This is a genomic window from Bibersteinia trehalosi (assembly GCF_004346205.1).
Classification (GTDB): domain Bacteria; phylum Pseudomonadota; class Gammaproteobacteria; order Enterobacterales; family Pasteurellaceae; genus Bibersteinia; species Bibersteinia trehalosi.
Window position 1 is genome coordinate 187,140 of the sequence record NZ_SMAM01000006.1, and the last position, 21,129, is coordinate 208,268.

Genomic DNA, 21,129 nt, shown 5'->3' on the forward strand with positions numbered 1-21,129 from the left:
ACGTTGTACGCCTTTACAAGCGAGCAGATTTTAAAAAAATTTTGCAAAGGAGAATCAACAGTGGAATTTTGGTACGGATTTGGTGTGATTACTGCTATTCATATTTTGGCGGCAATTTCACCAGGTCCTGATTTTATTTTTGTTTCCCAACAGACATTAAGCCGTGGCAGAGCAACAGGTTTGCTGTGTGCTTTAGGAGTGGCTTTAGGTTTTAGCGTACACATTCTTTACTCAATAATGGGTTTAGCCGTTGTAATTGCTAATGCTGCTTGGCTTTTAACGGCGATTAAAATCGTCGGTGGTGCTTATCTGATTTGGCTCGGTTATCAAGGCTTGAAAGCTCGAGCAAAAAATGAAGTGGTTGAAATTAAACAAGAAAAACTCGCTCCACAAAGTTATGGAAAAAGCATTTGGAAAGGTTTTTTGTGTAACGTATTAAATCCCAAAGCCCCTGTTTATTTAGTTTCTGTATTTACTGTGGTGCTATCGCCAGAAATGCCATTGTGGCAACTCTCAATTTACGGCTTATGGATGATGTTTCTGCTCTTTACTTGGTTTGCCACCGTTGCTTTTTTACTTTCTATTCCACAGGTTAATGCACAGTTTCAAAAAGCAGGACATTGGATTGATCGTCTGCTAGGAACTGTAATGGTAGGTTTAGGCATAAAAGTGATTTCAGGTTAATACAAGCGGTTTAATTTAAGAGAAATTTTGCAAAATGAATTTAGAAAACCGAGCAAAAGGTTGTTTATTAGGTTTAGCTTGTGGCGATGCGGTAGGTGCAACGCTGGAATTTATTCCACGCTCACAGATTGCCGAGCCATTAACCGATATGGTTGGCGGTGGAGTATGGCAACTCAATCGTGGCGAATGGACGGACGACACATCAATGGCACTTTGCCTTGCTGATAGCCTACTCGCTTGCCAAAGTTTTGATGCACAAGATCAGCTTTTTCGTTATTTGCGTTGGGCAACAGAGGGCTATAATTCTGTGCGTCAAGGACAACCTGCTTTTGACATCGGCAACCATACTCGTAACGAACTTACCGATTTTCAACAAACAGGGCGTTCATATAGCAAAGATGATGATCCGAATAAAGCTGGCAATGGCTCACTTATGCGAATCGCTCCCATTTCCCTTTTCTATTTTCATCAACCTGAAAACATCAAACGTTATGCGGTGCTAAATTCCAAAACAACCCATGCCAGCCCCGCTTGCTTAGAAGCCTGCGGTTATTTTGCCGAACTGCTTGCCAATGCTTTACGGGGCAAAGAAAAAACAGTGATTTTTGATGGTTTTGAGCCAAACGATTACCAACATATCGCCCATATTGTGCGTGGCGATTATCAAAGCAAAAATGCTGATGAAATTAAAGGCTCAGGTTATGTTGTAGAAAGCCTAGAAGCCGCACTTTGGGCATTTTGGCATACCGATAATTTCCGAGAGGCGATTTTACTTGCAGCTAATTTAGGCGATGATGCCGACACCACGGCTGCCATCTGTGGACAAATCGCAGGGGCATTTTATGGCGTAGAGAACATTCCTGAAAATTGGTTGAAATGGCTTTATCGTCAAGAAGATATTGCTCAAATTGCCGAACGGTTGATTGCTCATCGTGGTGGCGGAAAATGTGCCTGTGGGTGTGGAATATAAAATAACATGAGTCGGGTGCAACAAGTTGCACCCTATGGAGATTAAAATGCAATACCAAAACCAAACTATCACCATTATTGGTTTAGGCACAACAGGCTTATCCTGTGTGGAATTTTTTAAAGATAAGCAAGCTAATGTGCGTGTGATTGATACCCGAGCAACCCCAGCGGGCGCAGATAAATTACCCGTAGATATTCCATTGCATAAAGGTGGGCTAAATCGTGAATGGTTGCTTTCAAGCGATTTAATTGTGATTAGCCCAGGGCTTGCTCTTGCTACACCTGAAATTCAAGAAGCGATTAACGCAGGTGTGGAAGTGGTGGGCGATATTGAGCTGTTTTGCCGTGAAGCGAAAGCCCCCATTATTGCGATTACAGGTTCAAATGGCAAAAGCACTGTGACTAGTCTTGTTTCAGAAATGGTAACGCAGGCAGGAATGCGTGTGGGAATGGGGGGCAACATTGGCGTGCCTGCGTTGAGTCTGCTAAAAGAGGAGTATGATCTTTATGTATTAGAGCTTTCCAGTTTCCAATTAGAAACCACTTATTCGCTTAAAGCGAAATCGGCAACGATTTTGAATGTGAGCGAAGATCATATGGACAGATATGACAATAAATTAGAAAACTATCGCCAAGCAAAATTGCGTATTTATGAGAATGCGGAAAATGTGATTGTTAATGCGGAAGATCAATTAACTTATCCAGATAAAGAAATGCAAGCGGTGAGTTTTGCAGAAAATAATGCAAATTACACCGCTTGCAACGGTAAACTTTATGCTAATGGTGAAGCGATTATTGCGATTGATGAAATGCTGATTAAAGGCAGACACAACGTAATGAATGCATTGGCGGCCATTGCACTGGCAGAAAAAGCAGAGGTGCCGAGAGAAGGGATCATCAAAGCGTTAAAAACTTACGGCGGTTTAGCTCACCGTTTCCAAGCAATAAAAACCGATGATGGTGTGCGTTGGGTGAATGATTCCAAAGCGACTAATGTGGGGAGTACGGTTGCGGCATTGCACGGATTAGAAGTAGCTGGTACGCTTTATCTCTTGCTCGGTGGTGATGGCAAATCTGCTGATTTTTCAGAGCTAAAACCATTGATCAATAAACCGAACATTGTTTGTTATTGCTTTGGGCAAGATGGGGCAGAATTAGCGAAATTATCACTGCAAAGTGTGTTGGTTGAAACCATGTATCAAGCCGTTGAACAAATTCGCCCACAATTAAAGGCTGGCGATATGGTCTTGCTTTCACCTGCTTGTGCAAGTTTGGATCAATTTAAAAACTTTGAGCAACGTGGTGATGAGTTTATGAAATTAGCGAAAGGAATAGCATAATGCAATTGTTGGAATTTAAAGAGAAATTTCAAACCGAGTGGGTGCGATGGACGAAATTAACGCCATCACATTCGCTTTATGATCGCACGTTGATTTGGTTATTTTTAGGGTTATTAGTGATAGGTTTTATCGCTGTAACATCGGCATCAATTCCATTTGCCACTTCACAATATAATGATCCTTTTTATTTCGCGGTGCGTGATGCTGTATATGTTGCAGCATCACTCATTGCTTTTTTTCTATTTAGCCGAATCCCAAGTGAAAAATGGGAAAAATATAACATCATACTGTTTTTTTCTGCACTAGCGTTGTTGATTGCCGTCCTCATTTTTGGGCGTAATGTGAATGGGGCGACTCGCTGGATTCCGCTTGGCATTTTAAATTTTCAACCGGCAGAATTAGCTAAGTTAGCGGTAATTTGTTATTTCTCTAGCTTTTATGTGCGGAAATTTGATGAAATTCGCAGTAGTAATCTTGGCTTCTGGCGACCTGCTGCAGTGTTAATGTTATTTGGATTTTTGCTGATTTTACAGCCAGATTTGGGTAGCACAGTTGTATTATTTATTCTGACATTCTCGCTGCTTTTTATTATGGGGGCGAGAATTAAGCAGTTTATTTTTCTTGGCATTGCGGGGGTACTGGCATTTATTTTCTTGGTGCTAACTTCAGAATATCGCTTGAAAAGGGTTACCTCTTTTATGGATCCCTTTGCTGATGCTTATGGCGATGGTTACCAGTTGGCAAATTCACAAATGGCATTTGGACAAGGCGAATTTTTTGGCCGAGGTTTAGGAAATTCAATTCAAAAGCTTTCTTATTTGCCTGAAGCGCATACCGATTTTGTGATGGCAGTCATTGGTGAAGAATTTGGATTCTTTGGAATTAGCATTATTGTGTTATTATTATGCGCTTTGACTTTTCGGGCTGTAAAGATCAGCCGTGAGGCATTAATTTTAGAAGAACGTTTTAAAGGCTTTTTTGCTTTTGGGATTGGTATTTGGATCTTTTTCCAAGGCTTTGTAAACCTTGGGGTAGCATCGGGCTTACTGCCAACAAAAGGATTAACCTTTCCATTGATTAGTTACGGTGGTTCAAGTTTGGTTATTATGGCGATTGCGGTTGCGGTGCTATTGCGTATTGATCACGAAAATCGATTAGCACGTATTGGACATGCTTATACAACGGAAGATTAGGATAATAAAGAATGGCGAAAAAATTGTTAGTGATGGCAGGTGGTACGGGGGGACATGTTTTTCCTGCGATTGCCGTTGCAAGAGAATTACAACAGCAGGGTTGGCAAATTCGTTGGCTAGGCACAAAAGATCGCATGGAAGCTGATCTTGTACCAAAGCATGGCATTGAAATTGAATTTATTGAAATTTCGGGGATTAAAGGCAAAGGATTAGCCACTTTGCTTAAAGCCCCATTTGCCATTTTTAAAGCAGTATTACAAGCCCGTAAAATTATTAAGAATTATCAGCCTGATGCAGTACTCGGAATGGGCGGCTATGTGTCTGGACCGGGTGGTATTGCCGCAAAATTGTGCGGTGTACCGGTGATTTTGCATGAGCAAAATGCGGTAGCGGGGTTAACCAATAAATGGTTATCGAAGATTGCTCGCAAAACTTTGCAAGCCTTTCCTACTGCATTTGCAAACGCAGAAGTCGTTGGTAATCCTGTTCGTCAAGATCTGTTTGAAATAGGGGATCCAGCTACACGTTTTGCTGAGCGAGGCTACCCAATCAATATTTTGGTTATGGGAGGAAGCCAAGGGGCTCAAGTCATTAATCAAACTGTGCCTTATGTGGCAGAGAAGTTAGGTCAATATGCTTTTATTAGCCATCAGGTTGGCAAGGGTAAATTGGGCGATGTAGAAACAATTTACCAAGCAACAGGCAATGGTGTGGCAAGCGAGTTTATTGATGATATGAAAGCTGCCTATGAATGGGCTGATTTAGTTATCTGCCGCTCAGGGGCTTTAACGGTGTGTGAGATTGCAGCAGCGGGTTTGCCTGCCATTTTTGTGCCGTTTCAACATAAAGATCGTCAGCAATTTTTGAACGCAGAATACCTTGCCAATGCAGGAGCCGCGGTGATTATTGAGCAGAAGGATTTTACGCCGGACAGCTTATTTAAAGTGCTACAGCCATTGGTAGCAGATCGTAGCCAATTAACCAAAATGGCAATTAAGGCGCGTGAGATGGCAAGCCCACTGGCAGCAAAACGTGTTGCTGAAGTGATTGTGCAAGAGGCTAATTAATAACAAGAGGTTGATTTTGCGAATTTTCCTGCAAAATCAACCGCTTGTTAAGCAAGAATAAAATATAGTGAGATTAATAATGAAGAATTTCCAAGATAAAGTACGAAAAATTATTCCAGAGATGCGTCGCGTAAAGCAGATCCATTTTATCGGGATTGGCGGTGCGGGTATGTGCGGTATTGCAGGTGTTTTACTTAATGAAGGCTACCAAATTTCAGGGTCTGATATCGCTGAAAATGCCGCAGTGCAAGGCCTAAAGGAAGCAGGGGCAAAAGTTTTTATTGGTCATCAAGCGGAAAACGTGCAAGGTGCGAGTGTGGTTGTGGCATCAACTGCAATTAATGAAGATAATCCAGAAATTGTTGCTGCTCGTGAAGCGCGTATCCCTGTGATTCAACGTGCGCAAATGTTGGCGGAGATTATGCGTTTTCGCCACGGAATTGCCATTGCGGGCACACACGGAAAAACGACTACAACCGCAATGATTTCAATGATTTATACTCAAGCGGGTTTAGATCCAACTTTTGTCAATGGTGGGTTAGTGAAATCTGCTGGGAAAAATGCCCATTTGGGCGCAAGCCGTTATCTGATTGCAGAAGCGGATGAGAGTGATGCCTCTTTCTTGCATTTACAACCAATGGTGTCGGTCGTTACTAATATTGAGCCGGATCATATGGACACCTATGGTGGCGATTTTGAAAAAATGAAAGAGACTTATGTGAAGTTTCTGCGCAACTTACCATTTTATGGGCTAACTGTGGCTTGTGCTGATGATGATGTAGTGCTTGAGGTGGCAGCGAAAGCCGGACGCCAAACGCTCACGTATGGTTTTAATGAAAAAGCAGATTACCGAATTGAAGATTATCAGCAAACAGGATTTCAAGGGCATTACACGGTGATTTGTCCGAATGGGGAGCGTATTGACGTATTGCTCAATGTTCCTGGCAAACACAATGCATTAAATGCAACGGCAGCATTGGCTGTAGCAAAAGAAGAAGGCATTGCAAATGATGCCATTTTAGCTGCATTGGCAGATTTCCAAGGAGCGGGCAGACGTTTTGATCAACTCGGTTCATTCATTCGTCCAAATGGTAAAGTTATGTTAGTAGACGATTATGGACACCACCCAACGGAAGTTGATGTGACTATTAAAGCGGCTCGTCAAGGCTGGGAAAATAAACGTATTGTGATGGTGTTTCAGCCCCATCGCTATTCTCGTACTCGTGATTTGTTTGATGATTTTGTACAGGTATTATCGCAAGTGGATGCGCTAATTATGCTGAATGTTTATGCTGCTGGAGAAAGCCCGATTATTGGCGCGGAAAGTAAAGATCTGTGTCGTTCAATTCGCAATCTTGGCAAAGTTGATCCAATTTTGGTTTCTGATGTTTCACAGCTTGGTGAGGTGTTAGATCAAGTGATCCAAGATGGTGATTTGGTATTGGCACAAGGCGCAGGTAATGTTAGCAAACTTTCTCGTGATTTAGCGGAAAGTTGGAAGGCATAACGCTATAAATACAAAAGGAATATAAGATGAGCTTAAAACAAGAAAAAATCGCGGTGCTTTATGGTGGTGTTTCTAGTGAACGTGAAGTGTCGCTTAACTCTGGTGCAGCAATTTACGAAGCATTAAAAAGTTTAGGTTATAACGTTGAAGCGATTGATACTAAGGAATTTCCAATTGAAAAATTAAAAGAACATGGTATTCAACGTGTGTTTAACATTTTGCACGGCGGCATTGGTGAAAATGGCGTATTGCAAGGTGCGCTAGAGCAGATGGGCATTAAATATACCGGTTGTGGTGTTATGGCTTCAGCAGTAACACTGGATAAATTTCGTACCAAATTATTATGGCAAGCGGTAGGGCTACCAACGGCAGAAATGGCAGTGGTACAACGAGGACAAGCGGTTGATTCAGCAGAAATTATTGCAAAATTAGGTTTACCTGTGTTTGTGAAACCTGCTAGCGAGGGTTCTAGTGTCGGTGTAACCAAAGTAAAAACTGAAGCAGAATTACTACCTGCGATTAATGAAGCCTTAAAATTCGATAGTCTTGTATTAGTGGAAGCGTTCTTGGCAGGGGCGGAGTATTCTGTTCCTGTGCTTGATGGTGAAGTGCTGCCAGCGGTACAAATTATTCCTGAAGGTGAGTTTTACGACTATCACGCAAAATATATTTCTGATAACACGCAATACGTTGTGCCGGCACTTGATGCCACACGTCAAGCGGAAGTGGCAGAATTAGTGAAAAAAGCCTATGATGTTGTTGGCTGTCGTGGCTGGAGTCGTATTGATGTGATGGAAGATGCAAGCGGTAAATTTAACTTGGTGGAAGTGAATACTTGCCCTGGTATGACGAGCCACAGTATTTTCCCCAAATCCGCGGCAACAGTGGGTTATAGCTTTGAGCAATTAGTTGAAAAAGTGTTGGAGTTAAGTGCGTAATGGGTGTTGTTTGGCGTAAAAAACACGCTTCCGTTATTCGAACCAAAGCGAGTAAGCCTACGGAACCATTGAATTGGAGGCGTTTTCTGAAACCTGCAATCATGTTGTGTGGTTTACTTTTTACGCTTATTCTTTACTCGAATTGGTCAGAGTGGTTGGAACGTTTGGATAAAACGCCAATCAAATCGTTTGCTTTAACTCATAAGACGCGTTTTACCACTGATGCTGATATTCGTGATATTCTGTCGCAGGAGCCTGCATTAAAAGGCTATTTTGGGCAGGATATTCAAGCAATAAAACAGCGTTTTTTAACTATTCCATGGGTGCGCGATGTTGTGGTTAGGAAGGTTTTTCCAAATCGTTTAAGCATTACTTTGATTGAGCATCAGCCCGTAGCACACTGGAATGGTGAACGATATATCTCTGAACAGGGGGTACCTTTCACATTACCGAAAGAGCGATTTAATGGAGAGGGGCTTCCCATTTTATCTGGGCCGGACATTGAAGGTAAAACGCTGTTAGATGCTTGGAGCAAGATTAAGCAGGATTTACAACTGCGTAATTTGAATTTAAGCTCGGTTACAATGGATTCTCGTGGTGCTTGGACGATCACGTTAGATAATGGCGTACGTTTGATCTTAGGGCGGGGAGATTGGCTACCGAAGATTGACCGTTTTGTGGCGGTTTTCCCAAATATTGAGATGCCAGAAGGCGAACGTTTATCTTATGTGGATTTGCGCTATGAGCATGGGGTTTCAGTAGGATTTGTAAAAAATAAACTTTAAGTTTGGCAGAAAATATGACGAAAGCAGAAGAATCAAAAATTGTTGTAGGGCTTGATGTTGGTACACATAAAGTCGTTGCGGTTATCGGTGAAGTATTACCTGATGGTGTGATTAATGTTATGGGCGTTGGAATTTGCCCTTCAAAAGGCGTTGATAAAGGTGGCGTTATTGATCTTGATGCTGTAATTACATCTATTAGCCGAGCAATTGAGGAAGCAGAATATATCGTTGATGGCTGCAAAGTTGTTGGTGTGACATTATCAATTTCAGGTGAGATTATCGCGTTTAATGAAAGTGGGCAGGTTCCTCTTTCGACAATTGTTCGTCAGGAAGATGTGGACAATGCTATTCATATTGCTCGTTCAGTGAAATTGCCTGATGGTTTGGATATTCTGCATATTATTCCTCAGGAATATCGTGTCGATCGCCTGCCTGCGACTAAAAATCCCCTTAATTTAGCAGGGAATCGCCTTACTGCTCAAGCTCATTTGATTGCTTGTCATAACGACTGGCTACTAAATTTAAAAAATGCGGTAGAACGTAGTAAATATAAAATTGATCAGATTGTTTTTTCTGGCTTAGCCTCAAGTTATTCTGTTCTCACTGAAGATGAAAAAGAATTAGGGGTTTGTTTAATTGATATCGGTGGTGGCACAATGGATGTGCTAGTTTATACCGATGGTGCACTACGTTTTAGTAAGGTTATTCCGTTTGGTGGTAATAATATTACCGATTATATTGCTGAAGTTTTTGCCACTTCGCGCCAACAAGCTGAAAATATGAAAATCCAGCATGGAAGTGCAATTAGCCCTCCTGCGCATTCTTTAGACCGAAAAATTACTGTGGAAGGCTTAGGTGGTAGAGCACCAAGAACTTTTACTCGAACTCAATTGTCTGAAGTAACTGCACGTTGCTATCGCGATTTATTAGGTGTTATCGCGCAAGAATTAGCTCAATTACGAGTCGAACTCTATCAAAAAGGGATAAAACAAGAATTAATTGCAGGAATTGTTTTAACTGGTGGTGGTTCTCAAATTGAAGATATTGTAGAATGTGCAAAATCTGTCTTTAATTCTGAAGTGCGTGTTGGTCATCCGCTCAATATCACGGGATTAACGGATTATGTAAACAAACCGCAATATGCGACAGTTCTTGGATTATTGCAATATAGTCACTATAACGATGTTGATTCTAGCCCAAATGTGGGTGGACATGAAATTGGCACGGCAATTAATGTAGTAGTAAATAAAGCAAAGAATTTAGTCAATTGGATTAAGAAAAGTTTTTAAAGTTTAAGCTGACAGTAGTCGGTCGGTTTTGGGAGAATTAAAGAATGTTTGAACCTATTTTTGATGATTTTAGTAACAACGGTGCGGTAATTAAAGTTATCGGGGTCGGTGGCGGTGGCGGTAATGCATTAAACCACATGGTTTTAAGTGCAGATACCGAAAGTATGTCTGAAAATGATATGGGTAGCGTAGAGTTCTTCTCTGTAAACACCGATGCTCAGGTTTTACGTAGCAGTGCCGTACGTAATACTATTCAAATAGGTGCAAGCTTAACTAAAGGGTTAGGTGCTGGTGGTAACCCTCAAGTCGGTTATGAAGCCGCAGAAGAAGATAGAGATGCCCTCTCTAATATGATTGAGGGAGCAGATATGGTCTTTATTGCTGCTGGCATGGGGGGCGGCTCTGGTACAGGTGCGGCTCCTGTGATTGCTGAAATCGCCAAGAGTAAAGATATATTAACAGTTGCAGTGGTCACTAAACCATTTAAAGGTGAAGGTAGAAAACGTCTAGCTTATGCAGAGCAAGGTATTCGTGAATTAAGTAAGCATGTTGATACGTTAATTATTATTCAAAATGAAAAATTGGCGAAAATCTTGCCTAAAAATGTCAAATTGAATGAAGCTTTTGCTTATGCTAACAATGTGTTACGTAATTCTGTATTAGGTATCACGGAAATGATTACTAAGCAGGGTGTAGTAAACGTAGACTTTGCCGATGTGACAACAGTTATGTCTCAGATGGGACGCGCTTTGATGGGAACTGCAGAAGCTGAAGGTGAAGGTCGAGCAGAACGCGTTATTCAGGAAGCCGTATCAAGCCCATTATTAGAAGATGTGGATTTATCTGGTGCAAAAGGTATTCTCGTGAATATTGTATCTGATGGTGACATTGAACTTGCTGAATACAATACTATCTTAGATTATGTTGAAAGTTTCGCAGATCCTGATGCGGCAATTATTGTTGGGACGGCAGAAGATCCTGATTTGGCGGGTCGTTTACGTGTTACAATTGTTGCAACAGGGATTGGGCAACCAGAAGAAACAGTACCGCAAAAAGTAACGCCAATGTTGGGACGTGATCCGCATACGCAACCTCAGGCTGTGCCACAACCGCATGGTTACCAAAATAATGATCCAATGGCAGCCCATCGGTATGGGCAACCAAACCAATTTGGTAATACTCATCAAGCGGTGAATACGAATACGCCGACATCCGTAGATCGGGGGAGCTTATTCTCTCCAGCTTCAATGCCAGATTTCATGAGAAATCGTAATAACGGTTAAGCCATATTTTAAGAAGGTAAACGATATGATTAAGCAAAGAACGCTAAAACAGGCAGCCAAAGTGACAGGTATTGGTTTGCACAGCGGGAAAAAAGTGACTTTAACTCTGCGTCCAGCACCGGCTAACACAGGGATTATTTATGCACGTACAGATTTAGATCCTGTCGTTTACTTTCCCGCAAGTGCTGATGCAATTCGAGATACAACACTTTGCACGTGTATGATTAATGATGAGGGTGTGCGTATTTCTACGGTTGAGCATCTGAATGCAGCAATGTCTGCACTTGGCTTAGATAATGTGATTGTTGAAGTTGATGCACCCGAAATTCCGATTATGGACGGTAGTGCAAGCCCATTTATCTATTTACTCTTAGATGCAGGTATTGAAGAGCAAAATGCACCGAAGAAATTTATTCGTATTAAAGAAAATGTACGAGTAGAAGAAGGGGATAAATGGGCAGAGTTTAAGCCATATTCAAAAGGTTTAAAACTTGATTTTACCATTGACTTTACGCATCCAATGATTACAAGTGAAGTACGTAATTATAAAATGGAATTCTCTGCCCAGAATTTTATTCAAAATTTGAGTCGAGCTAGAACTTTTACCTTTATGCGAGATGTCGAATATCTCCAATCAATAGGCTTAGCATTAGGTGGTAGTTTGGATAATGCGATTGTATTAGACGAATATCGCATCTTAAATGAAGAAGGCTTACGCTTTAAGGATGAACTTGTTAAGCATAAAATGCTGGACGCTATTGGTGATCTCTATATGTGTGGTTATAACATTCTCGGTGATTTCAAAGCGTATAAGTCTGGACATGGTCTGAATAATAAATTACTAAGAGCGGTATTAGCTAACGAAAACGCATGGGAATTTGTCACCTTTGAAGATAAAGAGCAGGTACCTCAAGGTTACCAAGTTAGTGAACAAATCTTTATTTAATTAAAAGGTATTAAATTAAGGCTGAATACATTGAACTGTATTCAGCTTTTTTTTCGGTTTTTTATGTGTGTGAAATAAATTCATGTTTATTTTGAAAATTATGAATTTGCATAATGTTGAGAAATCTTGGAATATGGAATCAAGTTATTTAGACATATAGACGTCTAAAATTAGATTTTAAATTTAAAGCAGGAGTACAACATGACAATTTCTCATATTCTAGGTTTCCCTCGTGTCGGTGCAAAACGTGAACTAAAATTTGCTGAAGAACGCTATTGGCGTGGTGAAATTGCTGAGCAAGACTTATTAGACTTAGCGAAAGCTTTGAAAGAGAAGAACTGGCAGCATCAAACGAGCAGTAATGTGGATTTTGTTGCAGTAGGTGATTTTACTTTCTACGACCATATTTTAGATCTACAAGTTGCCACAGGAGCAATTCCTGCCCGTTTCGGGTTTGATAGCCAAAATTTAACGCTTGCACAGTATTTTGAGCTTGCTCGTGGTAATAAAACGCAATTTGCGATTGAGATGACCAAATGGTTTGATACCAACTACCATTATCTTGTGCCAGAATTTCATAAAAATACGACGTTTAAAGCCAATCCAGCCCATTATGTAAACCAAATTCGTGAAGCCAAAGTGAGTGGACACAATCCAAAACCAGTGATTGTTGGGCCCCTTACTTTCTTGTGGCTAGGCAAAGAGAAAGGTGAGACATTCAATCGCCTTGAATTATTAGACCGTCTTGTTGCAGTTTATCGTGAAATTTTGACCGCTTGTGCTGCAGAAGGGGTAGAGTGGATTCAAATTGATGAGCCAGCATTAGCTTTGGATTTACCAAACGAATGGATTGCCGCATACAAAACGGTTTATGCTGAATTAAGCCAAGTCTCTGCCAAAATTTTACTTGCAACTTATTTTGGTTCCGTTGCGGAACATGCTGAATTATTAAAATCACTGCCTGTTGATGGTCTACATCTTGATTTAATCCGTGCGCCAGAACAGCTGGCTGCATTTAGTGATTATCGTAATGTGCTTTCTGTTGGTGTGATCGATGGACGTAATATTTGGCGGGCAGACTTAAATAAGCAGCTAGCATTGCTTGAACCATTAAAAGCGAAGCTAGGTGAACGTTTATGGATTGCGCCAAGTTGTTCCTTGTTGCATTCACCTTTCGATCTGAGCGTTGAAACCCAGTTAAAAGAGAAAAAACCGAATCTTTATCAATGGCTCTCTTTTACCTTGCAAAAAGTGGACGAGCTCAATGTGTTGAAACAGGCATTAAATCATGGTCGAGATGTGGTTCAATCGGCGCTTGATGAAAGCCAAGCCGCAGCAGATACACGAGCAAATTCAACAGAGATTCATCGTCCTGAAGTTGCGGAACGTTTAGCCAATTTGCCAAAAGATGCTGATCAACGAAAATCGCCGTTTAGCGAACGTATTGTAAAACAAAATGCGTGGTTAAATTTGCCGCTATTACCAACAACTAACATCGGTTCATTCCCACAAACTGCTGAAATCCGCCACGCTCGAGCTCGTTTCAAAAAAGGGGAGTTAAGTCTTGAAGATTATGAAGGCGCAATGAGAAAAGAGATTGAATATGTGATACGTCGCCAAGAAGAATTAGATCTTGATGTATTGGTTCATGGTGAAGCCGAACGTAACGATATGGTGGAATACTTTGGTGAATTGCTAGATGGCTTTGCTTTCACTAAATTTGGCTGGGTGCAAAGTTATGGATCTCGTTGCGTGAAACCGCCTGTGATTTATGGTGATGTGGTACGCCCAGAGCCGATGACCGTACGTTGGTCTCAATATGCTCAAAGCTTAACAAATAAAGTTGTAAAAGGCATGCTCACCGGACCTGTAACGATTTTACAATGGTCATTTGTGCGTAACGATATTCCGCGTGCTATCGTATGTAAGCAGATTGGCGTAGCACTTTCTGATGAAGTATTAGATTTAGAAAAAGCAGGCATTAAAGTGATTCAAATAGATGAGCCTGCGATTCGTGAAGGTTTGCCACTCAAGCGGTCAGATTGGGACAATTATTTGCAATGGGCAGGCGAAGCATTCCGTTTAAGCTATATGGGCGTACAGGATGATACGCAGATTCATACTCACATGTGTTATTCGGAGTTCAACGATATTTTGCCAGCCATTGCAGGGCTTGATGCAGACGTGATTACCATTGAAACGTCTCGTTCAGATATGGAGCTTTTAACCGCCTTTGCCGACTTTAAATATCCGAACGATATTGGACCGGGAGTTTATGACATTCACTCACCGCGAGTGCCGACTGCGGCAGAAATTGAACATTTACTGCGTAAAGCATTAAAAGTCGTGCCGAAAGAGCGTTTATGGGTGAATCCAGATTGTGGCTTAAAAACCCGTGGATGGAAAGAGACGATTGAACAGCTTGAAGTAATGATGCAAGTCACGAAAAAATTACGGGAAGAATTAGTATAAAACGAAGTAAACAGTAAGCGGGCAAAAGCCCGCTTTTTTATGGGGCAATAAATAGTTGGTGAATATTTTGAGAATAATTCTTGATTACTACTAAAAAGTCAGTAGAATATCAAAAAATTTTGCTGTAACGATTTAGCTGCTTGATTTTTGCTATGGCTTTTCATAAGAACTATTTTTTTTCTGTACTATTTTTTATCCCTTTTCCTATCGCTGCGGAAAGTTTTTCTGCCTCTTTTTCTGTTCCTGAAACAAATCCTGTTTTGTCTGATATTAAATTGCCTGAAACTGTTTTAATTGAAAGACGTTCAGTGGAACCGGCGCAAAATATTGAATTGGATGCGCATTTGCAAAAATTAAAGCAAGATCAAGCATTGACAGAAAAGGTTTTAAATTACCTATTACCTAAAGGGAGCGCTCAAACAATTCAATTGGTATTAGATGTGTACCGCTCCTTTGCACATCCCGATCAGTTATTGATCGCACGAGCAGAAACAAGAATTGCAGAAAGAAATGGCGATCATCAACAGGCAATGTCTCGTTATCAGCAAATTCTTGCCAAATATCCTGATTTTACGCCTATTCGAATTCAATACGCCCAAGGTTTAATGTCTACTCTTCGACATAAAGAGGCACAAACTGAATTTCAGAAAATTTTGTCAAGTCCTGATTTACCACCAGATTTAGCCGCTTTAATTCGACATTATCAGCAGGCAGTTAAGTATCGAGATCGTTGGAAATTCTCAGCGGCAGCAAATTATGTGCGTGAACGTAATGTAAACAATGCGTCAAGTGCAAGCCAAATTGAGAATACAGGGTTTGTGAAAAATAGCTCAATGCTGCCGCAAACGGCACACGGTATAAATTACTATGTTGCAGCAGAGAAAGATTTTAATTTCTATAAAGCGCATTATCTCCACTTTCAAAGTTACTTGAGTGGAGTGAGTTATTGGGATAATCACGACTACGATGAAATGACATCTCGTACTTATTTTGGGTATATTCATAAATGGGCAACAAAGCGTTTGAGTTTTTTGCCTTTCTATGAACGTCACTGGTATGCCAATCATCGTTATAAAAATATCACTGGAGCAAGAATCAGCTTTAATCAGTGGCTGACGCCTAAATTGCAATTAGCACTATCTACAGAATATGGAAAATCTCGTTACTATGATCATCGTGATTTAAACGGGAACGGTAAATTTGTCTCTCTTGCTTTACATTGGTTTCCTACGCAACTACGTCATTTTTCAGTAGGAAGTGATTTCTATCGAGAAAATACTGCGTTACGCAATTATAGCTACGATTTAAAAACAGTTCGTCTAGGTTGGACAGAAGAATGGGGAAAACAGATTGTCAGCCGACTTAACTACAGTTTTAGCGAACGTCATTATAAAGATAATCTGATTTTAGGACGAGGTTTCCGTTTTTCTCGTCCCCGTATCGACCGTATTTATCAAGTCAATGCTACGGTATGGAAAAAAGATTGGGCATTGCCTGTTTTTGAGATTGTGCCGAAATTGCAATTTCGCTGGAAAAAACAACGTAGCACATTTCCAAGTTTATACAATTATACCGACCGTAGTTTAAATCTATTAATCGAAAAAAGTTTTTAAGCGGTCGATTTTTCCAATATTTTTACCAAAATTTTATCTTGAGAGGTTTTATGAAAAGACAGTTTGTCAATGGTGCAATGGCACTCTTAATCGCATTAGGTGTATCGGCATGTTCTGTGAATGCTGGCAGTGGTAGTCAAGGTGATCCTGTTATTCGAGCAACGAGTAGTGCAACAAATACAAACACTAATGAGAATTCGGATACCGAAACGAGTGAAGATAATACATTAGTAGAAGAGCGTGCGGAAAGTACAACGGAGAGTTCATCAACAGAGGGCAGCTCGAAAGATACGACTACAGATGAGCCCAGCCATACAACTACGGAAAATGTTGTAGATAATATCGACAATGAAGACGATGAATCGGAATTAATTGCGATTGGTGGGGTTGGCGTAATGGGTAGTCAGGCAGAGAAATACTTAACTTCTTTAAGTGCACAGGATGAACTTTTTGCCTCAATCAACAAAATGGAGAATGTTGCTACTGGCAGTTGCTCAAATTCAGCTGCTTCTGGTTCAAAATGTGCCGTAGCGAATGCTCAAGAAGGTGATATTCTCGCTGTTTATACGCTAAAAGATAACGCAGCTCAAACACTGGCTGGCTATGCGGTTATTCGTGAAGCTTATACTAGCCGTGAAAATCCAACCAATAGCTATATCACGTTATTATCTGTCCCAACCACGGAAAAGTCAGCCGTGGTTAATGCGACTTATACGGGGAAAGCTTCACTTTCTTATAACAATAGTGCTGCTATCAATACGATGGAGTTTGAAATGACAGCAAGCAATGACACAGTAAGTGGCAAAATTTATACGATAGCAAATACAGGTAAAGAATCTGTCCGTGTTACGCTCAACAGTGGCGATATTAATGTGACTAACGGATTAGTTGGGTTTAATGGTACAACAACCTTTAATAAAACAGCATATGCTGATTTGGCTGATGTAGAAGGTGTTTATCAGGGTTGGTTTGTTGGTGAAAATGCAGAAGGTGTGATCGGCACTATTCATACTAAGAATCAGACTACTTCAGGCGTGCTTCAAGGTGCATTTGCAGGGACAAAATAACGATTTATTTAACATATAAGGAAAATAAAAAATGAAAAAAACTGTCACGAATACTGCTATTGCTCTGCTACTTTCTTTAGGTGTTGCGGCTTGTGGCTCTCGACATAAAGAGACTATTGTGAACACGACACCGAATACATCAGCGGCAGAGCTATCTATCGTAAAACAGCAATTGGCAGATGCTCAACGTGCGTTAGCTACGGCTGAAACCGCAGCAGCTGAAGCCAAAGAGGCTCAAACAACCGTAGAAAACACATTACAAGCGGTACAAATTGAGGCAGAAACGGCAAAATCTACAGCAGCGGTGGCACAAACCCAGCTGACAGCCGCACAGCAAGAGATTGAGAATTTAAAAGCACGGCTTGCGAGCAGTTCCGATTCTACAGAAGTTGAGGCGCTTAAAGCAGCACTTGCAGCGGCAGAGCAGAAAGCTGCTCAAGCAGAAACCGAGCTTGTGAGTGCGAATTCCGCACTAGAAAAAGCCAATAGTGAGCTTGCTGCAACAGAAAGTCAATTAGCCAGCTATGTTGCAAAAGAGAAAGTTGCTGGCGATAAAATTGCTTCAGATTTGACAGCTGGTGGTTTTGCAGCAGATAGCACCTCTTATACTTACGCATATCTGAACGACGAAGTAAAAAAAGCAGAATTAGCAGAAGTGATTGCAAACGGCACAGCGAGTTGCGGTTCTGCAGCAAGCCCTGTGACTGGTGCAGCTGTTGCGGGGTGTTTAAGATTATCAAATACCGCAGCGGGTACGATTTTATTTACAAAAGAGAATGAATATTCTGCTTATGCTGTTGTGCGTGAAGCCTATGATGCAGATAGTGGAGTGAACACGCCGAAAAATTCTTTTATCGCTGTGGTTAAAACGCCAACGATTGATAAAGCTCAAGTATTGGGGGCAACTTATCGTGGTTTAGCAACCTATTCTCAAAGCGCGGGTTTAAGTGGCTCTTCTCTTGTGGGCGAAAACATTGCTGCTACGGCAGGAAAATTGAATGTCGTTACTTTAAATGTGGATCAAAATGGGCAAATTAGTGGCGAAATTTGGAATAAAACCAGTGCGAAAGAAGAGAATCATTACCGTACGGTTGAACTAAAGGCGGCAGATGTCTTAGTCAGCAACAGTGGTGTCGTGTTTGAAGGTGATGCCGCTATTAATGAAAAAATGCTCAAGACAGGGACTCCGTTAGAGGGAACTTATAAAGGTGCATTTGCGGGGCATGAAGGTCAAGAAGTAGTGGGAACATTCCAAACAAACTCGCTTGAAACAAATTATGTGCAAGGTGCATTTAGTGCAACCAAAGATAGTGCTGAGTAATGGAATAGATGGGCATATGGGAGAGCTCTCCCACTTTTATAGGATTAGGGAAGTAAGGTTATGCAGAAAACAAAAATTGCACTTTTTGTTTCCACATTAATGCTACCATCAATGATGGCGTGGGCAGAAGAAATACAGAGCGAGACAGAAGATTTCACTGATGATGTTTTGGTTCTTGATGAAGTGCTGGTTAAAGAGAGCTCATTTAGCCAGCAAATTGGTACACAGCGATTAACCGAAAAAGATATTGCCGCAATGCCTTCAACAAACGGCAACATTACAGATTTGTTGAAAAATAATGTCAATGTACGTTTTTCTAGTGCTGGGGATAATTCAACCAGTGGGGGGGAAATTAAACCAAATGAAGTGTCATTCCACGGTGAACAGTATTACAACAATAATTTCATCGTAAATGGCATGTCAAATAATGACAATATTAATCCAGCCGCAGCCAGCTCCCGTTATGCTGATACAGCACCTGCTGGACGAAATGCCTATGATTTACCAGCTGGTGGCACACAATCATTCTGGATTAACAGTAAATTAGTTAAAAGTATTGAGGTTTTTGACAGTAACATTTCGGCAGAACATGGGCGTTTTACGGGTGGGGTGATCGATGTAATTTTGAAAGATCCCGATCTTGAAAAACATGCAGGCATGGTGGGCTATCGTGTAACAAGTGAGCGATTAGCCAAAATGCATGTTGATGATAATAAGCGTTTTGAAGCGGCGACAGCATTAAATATGCAGCCTAAATTTACCAAGCAAAGTTTCGATTTAATGCTTAATCAGCCATTAAGTGATAAGGCTGCCATTCGTTTTAGTTATAGTCGCATAGCATCTGATATTCAGTATTATCATCCGACTTTGCAAACTTACGATATGAATCGTCAGTTATCTGGGACAGGCACTTTTGCGAATATTCAACGCAGAAGTAATGAGAACTTTATGCTCAATGGGATCTATTTACCAGACAATGGCGATTTGTGGCGAGCAGCTATTACTTATGCACCAAATAAATCGAAATACTATAAACAAAATGTCGTTAATGGTGCTTATACCAATGTTGGTGGTGGTTTCCAATTTGATTTGGAATGGGAAAAAAACTTTGAAAAATTCAAAATGAAAACCAAAGCAGGTTATAAACATTCGGGTAATCGGATTGAGCACGAAGAAGATCACTTTTACCGTTATATGGCGGCAGATTATTTGGATTGGATGAGTCAATCAGGCTTTGCAATGTTTGGTGGCTATGGTAAAAACACCTCAACCACCACAGACTATCTTTTAAAACAGAAAGTTGAGTTGAACGAATTTGATACGGGAGCAATCTCGCATCATCTGAAAATAGGCTGGGAAGTCAAAATTACTCAGGCAGAAAATAAGCGTGATAATGATACCCATAGTTACTATTATAAATATGCCAATAATGTCATTTGTAATGGTGCGGAGCAGTGTATTGACTATAGCCAATATGCTTATAATGATCAGATCTTTGAAGCTCGCCATAAAAAAGTGCGAGATGATGCCTATGCGTTTTTTATTGAAGATCGAATGAATTGGAAAAATTTGGAGTTGATTGCAGGACTGCGTACAGATTATAACCAATTCTTAGGGAAATTAAATTTCGCTCATCGATTATCAGCTTCTTATGATGTATTTGGTGATGAAAAAACTCGTCTATTTACAGGGTTAAATCGCTATTATGCAAATTCAATGCTCACGAATAAATTGCGTCAAGGAGCGAGTGATACTCTGCGTGTTAGCCGAACATTGAATGAAGATGGTACATTGAGTGAATGGGGTAATGCCAAGTATAGCTATATCAGTCGTTATGATGTATCCAAACTAAAAAATCCCTATTCCGATGAAATTGTTGGCGGGATTGCTCAAGATATCTTTGGTAGCTTGTGGACGCTGAAATGGGTACATCGTAACAGCCGTAAGAGCTTCCGTTCTGGCTATGATGTGAATGATGCGGGACAAAGTATTCGTGTTTACAATAACAGCGGTTGGTCGAAGAGTGATAGCTATTCTGTAGAAGTGAAACCTAAAAATAGCGAACATGATTTTGGCATGGCGAAGTTAAAATATACGATTGGTTTTAGTTATCAACGTAGTAAAAGAAATTACAACTATACCGAGACGGATGATTCGACTTATGAATATATGATCTACAATGATCGGTTAGTGCCGGCATTGGGCGGGGCAAAACCAAATGATTTTGCTAACCCATGGACAGTAAATGCGACGATAACCACAGAATTTCCGAAGATTCGTTTAACTTGGGGACAAAGTATTCGCTTTGTTGCTGGGCGTAAATATATCTATACAGAGAATGGCAGTGGTATTCAATGTAATGGCTCATCAACTATCGCTGCTTACCGAGAAGCTTGTGGGGATTATGTTGGGCAGGTACAAGTCTACAAAGATGCCTATGAAGGTAGCCACCTATTATGGGATTGGAAATTCTCTTATCAACAACCGACTATCAAAGGACAATATATCCAATTAGATGTGGATATTAATAATGTCTTAAACCGTCGTGCGGTAGCAAAATCGGCAGGGGGGAATACCGTCTATAAAATGGGACGTAATTACTACTTGGGTGCAAGCTACAACTGGTAATATAGATGATTACAAGCGGTCGAGTTT

General features: G+C 40.8%; 16 protein-coding genes. All 16 read left to right on the forward strand.

Annotation, left to right across the window (positions count from 1 at the left end; genetic code table 11):
• Nucleotides 1–60 precede the first annotated feature (60 nt).
• The 16 genes from EDC51_RS07890 to EDC51_RS07965 all read left to right on the forward strand — a co-directional run bounded on the left by EDC51_RS07890 (nucleotide 61) and on the right by EDC51_RS07965 (nucleotide 21,102).
• Entirely contained in the window at nucleotides 61–684 is a 624-nt protein-coding gene (locus tag EDC51_RS07890) for a LysE family transporter (RefSeq protein ID WP_170169281.1), read from the forward strand.
• 34 nt (nucleotides 685–718) lie between these two features.
• A complete protein-coding gene (locus EDC51_RS07895; RefSeq protein WP_131928618.1) occupies nucleotides 719–1,654 on the forward strand; it encodes an ADP-ribosylglycohydrolase family protein in 936 nt (311 codons plus the stop codon).
• Nucleotides 1,655–1,694: 40 nt separating this feature from the next.
• Nucleotides 1,695–2,993: a UDP-N-acetylmuramoyl-L-alanine--D-glutamate ligase gene (murD, locus tag EDC51_RS07900; RefSeq protein ID WP_131928635.1), complete on the forward strand. Its 1,299-nt coding sequence runs from the start codon at nucleotides 1,695–1,697 to the stop codon at nucleotides 2,991–2,993.
• Nucleotides 2,993–4,186 carry a putative lipid II flippase FtsW gene (gene ftsW / locus EDC51_RS07905; protein WP_015431973.1) on the forward strand — a complete coding sequence of 398 codons (1,194 nt, stop codon included), beginning with the start codon at nucleotides 2,993–2,995 and terminating at the stop codon, nucleotides 4,184–4,186. Before murD ends, ftsW begins: the two co-directional genes overlap by 1 nt.
• A gap of 11 nt (nucleotides 4,187–4,197) precedes the next feature.
• Nucleotides 4,198–5,253 carry an undecaprenyldiphospho-muramoylpentapeptide beta-N-acetylglucosaminyltransferase gene (gene murG, locus EDC51_RS07910; RefSeq protein WP_131928619.1) on the forward strand — a complete coding sequence of 352 codons (1,056 nt, stop codon included), beginning with the start codon at nucleotides 4,198–4,200 and terminating at the stop codon, nucleotides 5,251–5,253.
• Between the two features lie 79 nt (nucleotides 5,254–5,332).
• Nucleotides 5,333–6,760: a UDP-N-acetylmuramate--L-alanine ligase gene (gene murC, locus EDC51_RS07915; RefSeq protein WP_015431975.1), complete on the forward strand. Its 1,428-nt coding sequence runs from the start codon at nucleotides 5,333–5,335 to the stop codon at nucleotides 6,758–6,760.
• A 26-nt stretch (nucleotides 6,761–6,786) separates the two neighbouring features.
• A complete protein-coding gene (locus EDC51_RS07920; RefSeq protein WP_131928620.1) occupies nucleotides 6,787–7,698 on the forward strand; it encodes a D-alanine--D-alanine ligase in 912 nt (303 codons plus the stop codon).
• Nucleotides 7,698–8,483 carry a cell division protein FtsQ/DivIB gene (locus EDC51_RS07925; RefSeq protein WP_025289015.1) on the forward strand — a complete coding sequence of 262 codons (786 nt, stop codon included), beginning with the start codon at nucleotides 7,698–7,700 and terminating at the stop codon, nucleotides 8,481–8,483. The genes EDC51_RS07920 and EDC51_RS07925 overlap by 1 nt, the downstream gene beginning before the upstream one ends.
• A 14-nt stretch (nucleotides 8,484–8,497) precedes the next feature.
• The gene (ftsA, locus tag EDC51_RS07930; RefSeq protein WP_025289016.1) at nucleotides 8,498–9,772 is read left to right on the forward strand and encodes a cell division protein FtsA; all 1,275 of its coding nucleotides are present in this window, start codon (nucleotides 8,498–8,500) and stop codon (nucleotides 9,770–9,772) included.
• A gap of 44 nt (nucleotides 9,773–9,816) precedes the next feature.
• Nucleotides 9,817–11,055, forward strand: coding sequence for a cell division protein FtsZ (gene ftsZ / locus EDC51_RS07935; RefSeq protein WP_015431979.1), 1,239 nt, complete (start codon nucleotides 9,817–9,819; stop codon nucleotides 11,053–11,055).
• Nucleotides 11,056–11,080: 25 nt separating this feature from the next.
• Nucleotides 11,081–12,001, forward strand: coding sequence for a UDP-3-O-acyl-N-acetylglucosamine deacetylase (gene lpxC / locus EDC51_RS07940; protein ID WP_025267265.1), 921 nt, complete (start codon nucleotides 11,081–11,083; stop codon nucleotides 11,999–12,001).
• A gap of 201 nt (nucleotides 12,002–12,202) precedes the next feature.
• A complete protein-coding gene (gene metE, locus EDC51_RS07945) occupies nucleotides 12,203–14,473 on the forward strand; it encodes a 5-methyltetrahydropteroyltriglutamate--homocysteine S-methyltransferase (RefSeq protein ID WP_131928621.1) in 2,271 nt (756 codons plus the stop codon).
• Nucleotides 14,474–14,625: 152 nt separating this feature from the next.
• A complete protein-coding gene (locus EDC51_RS07950) occupies nucleotides 14,626–16,086 on the forward strand; it encodes a porin family protein (RefSeq protein ID WP_025267263.1) in 1,461 nt (486 codons plus the stop codon).
• A 50-nt stretch (nucleotides 16,087–16,136) separates the two neighbouring features.
• A complete protein-coding gene (locus EDC51_RS07955) occupies nucleotides 16,137–17,153 on the forward strand; it encodes a hypothetical protein (RefSeq protein WP_025267262.1) in 1,017 nt (338 codons plus the stop codon).
• Nucleotides 17,154–17,184: 31 nt separating this feature from the next.
• On the forward strand, nucleotides 17,185–18,474 hold the full coding sequence (locus tag EDC51_RS07960; RefSeq protein ID WP_131928622.1) for a HupA family protein: 1,290 nt from the start codon (nucleotides 17,185–17,187) through the stop codon (nucleotides 18,472–18,474).
• A 60-nt stretch (nucleotides 18,475–18,534) separates the two neighbouring features.
• Entirely contained in the window at nucleotides 18,535–21,102 is a 2,568-nt protein-coding gene (locus EDC51_RS07965) for a TonB-dependent receptor plug domain-containing protein (protein WP_131928623.1), read from the forward strand.
• Nucleotides 21,103–21,129 lie beyond the last annotated feature (27 nt).

Coding starts and splice junctions, on each gene's coding strand:
- EDC51_RS07895 (WP_131928618.1), top strand. CDS start 719: ATGAATTTAGAAAACCGAGCAAAAGGTTGTTTATTAGGTTTAGCTTGT.
- ftsW (WP_015431973.1), top strand. CDS start 2,993: ATGCAATTGTTGGAATTTAAAGAGAAATTTCAAACCGAGTGGGTGCGA.
- murG (WP_131928619.1), top strand. CDS start 4,198: ATGGCGAAAAAATTGTTAGTGATGGCAGGTGGTACGGGGGGACATGTT.
- murC (WP_015431975.1), top strand. CDS start 5,333: ATGAAGAATTTCCAAGATAAAGTACGAAAAATTATTCCAGAGATGCGT.
- EDC51_RS07920 (WP_131928620.1), top strand. CDS start 6,787: ATGAGCTTAAAACAAGAAAAAATCGCGGTGCTTTATGGTGGTGTTTCT.
- EDC51_RS07925 (WP_025289015.1), top strand. CDS start 7,698: ATGGGTGTTGTTTGGCGTAAAAAACACGCTTCCGTTATTCGAACCAAA.
- ftsA (WP_025289016.1), top strand. CDS start 8,498: ATGACGAAAGCAGAAGAATCAAAAATTGTTGTAGGGCTTGATGTTGGT.
- ftsZ (WP_015431979.1), top strand. CDS start 9,817: ATGTTTGAACCTATTTTTGATGATTTTAGTAACAACGGTGCGGTAATT.
- lpxC (WP_025267265.1), top strand. CDS start 11,081: ATGATTAAGCAAAGAACGCTAAAACAGGCAGCCAAAGTGACAGGTATT.
- metE (WP_131928621.1), top strand. CDS start 12,203: ATGACAATTTCTCATATTCTAGGTTTCCCTCGTGTCGGTGCAAAACGT.
- EDC51_RS07950 (WP_025267263.1), top strand. CDS start 14,626: ATGGCTTTTCATAAGAACTATTTTTTTTCTGTACTATTTTTTATCCCT.
- EDC51_RS07955 (WP_025267262.1), top strand. CDS start 16,137: ATGAAAAGACAGTTTGTCAATGGTGCAATGGCACTCTTAATCGCATTA.
- EDC51_RS07960 (WP_131928622.1), top strand. CDS start 17,185: ATGAAAAAAACTGTCACGAATACTGCTATTGCTCTGCTACTTTCTTTA.
- EDC51_RS07965 (WP_131928623.1), top strand. CDS start 18,535: ATGCAGAAAACAAAAATTGCACTTTTTGTTTCCACATTAATGCTACCA.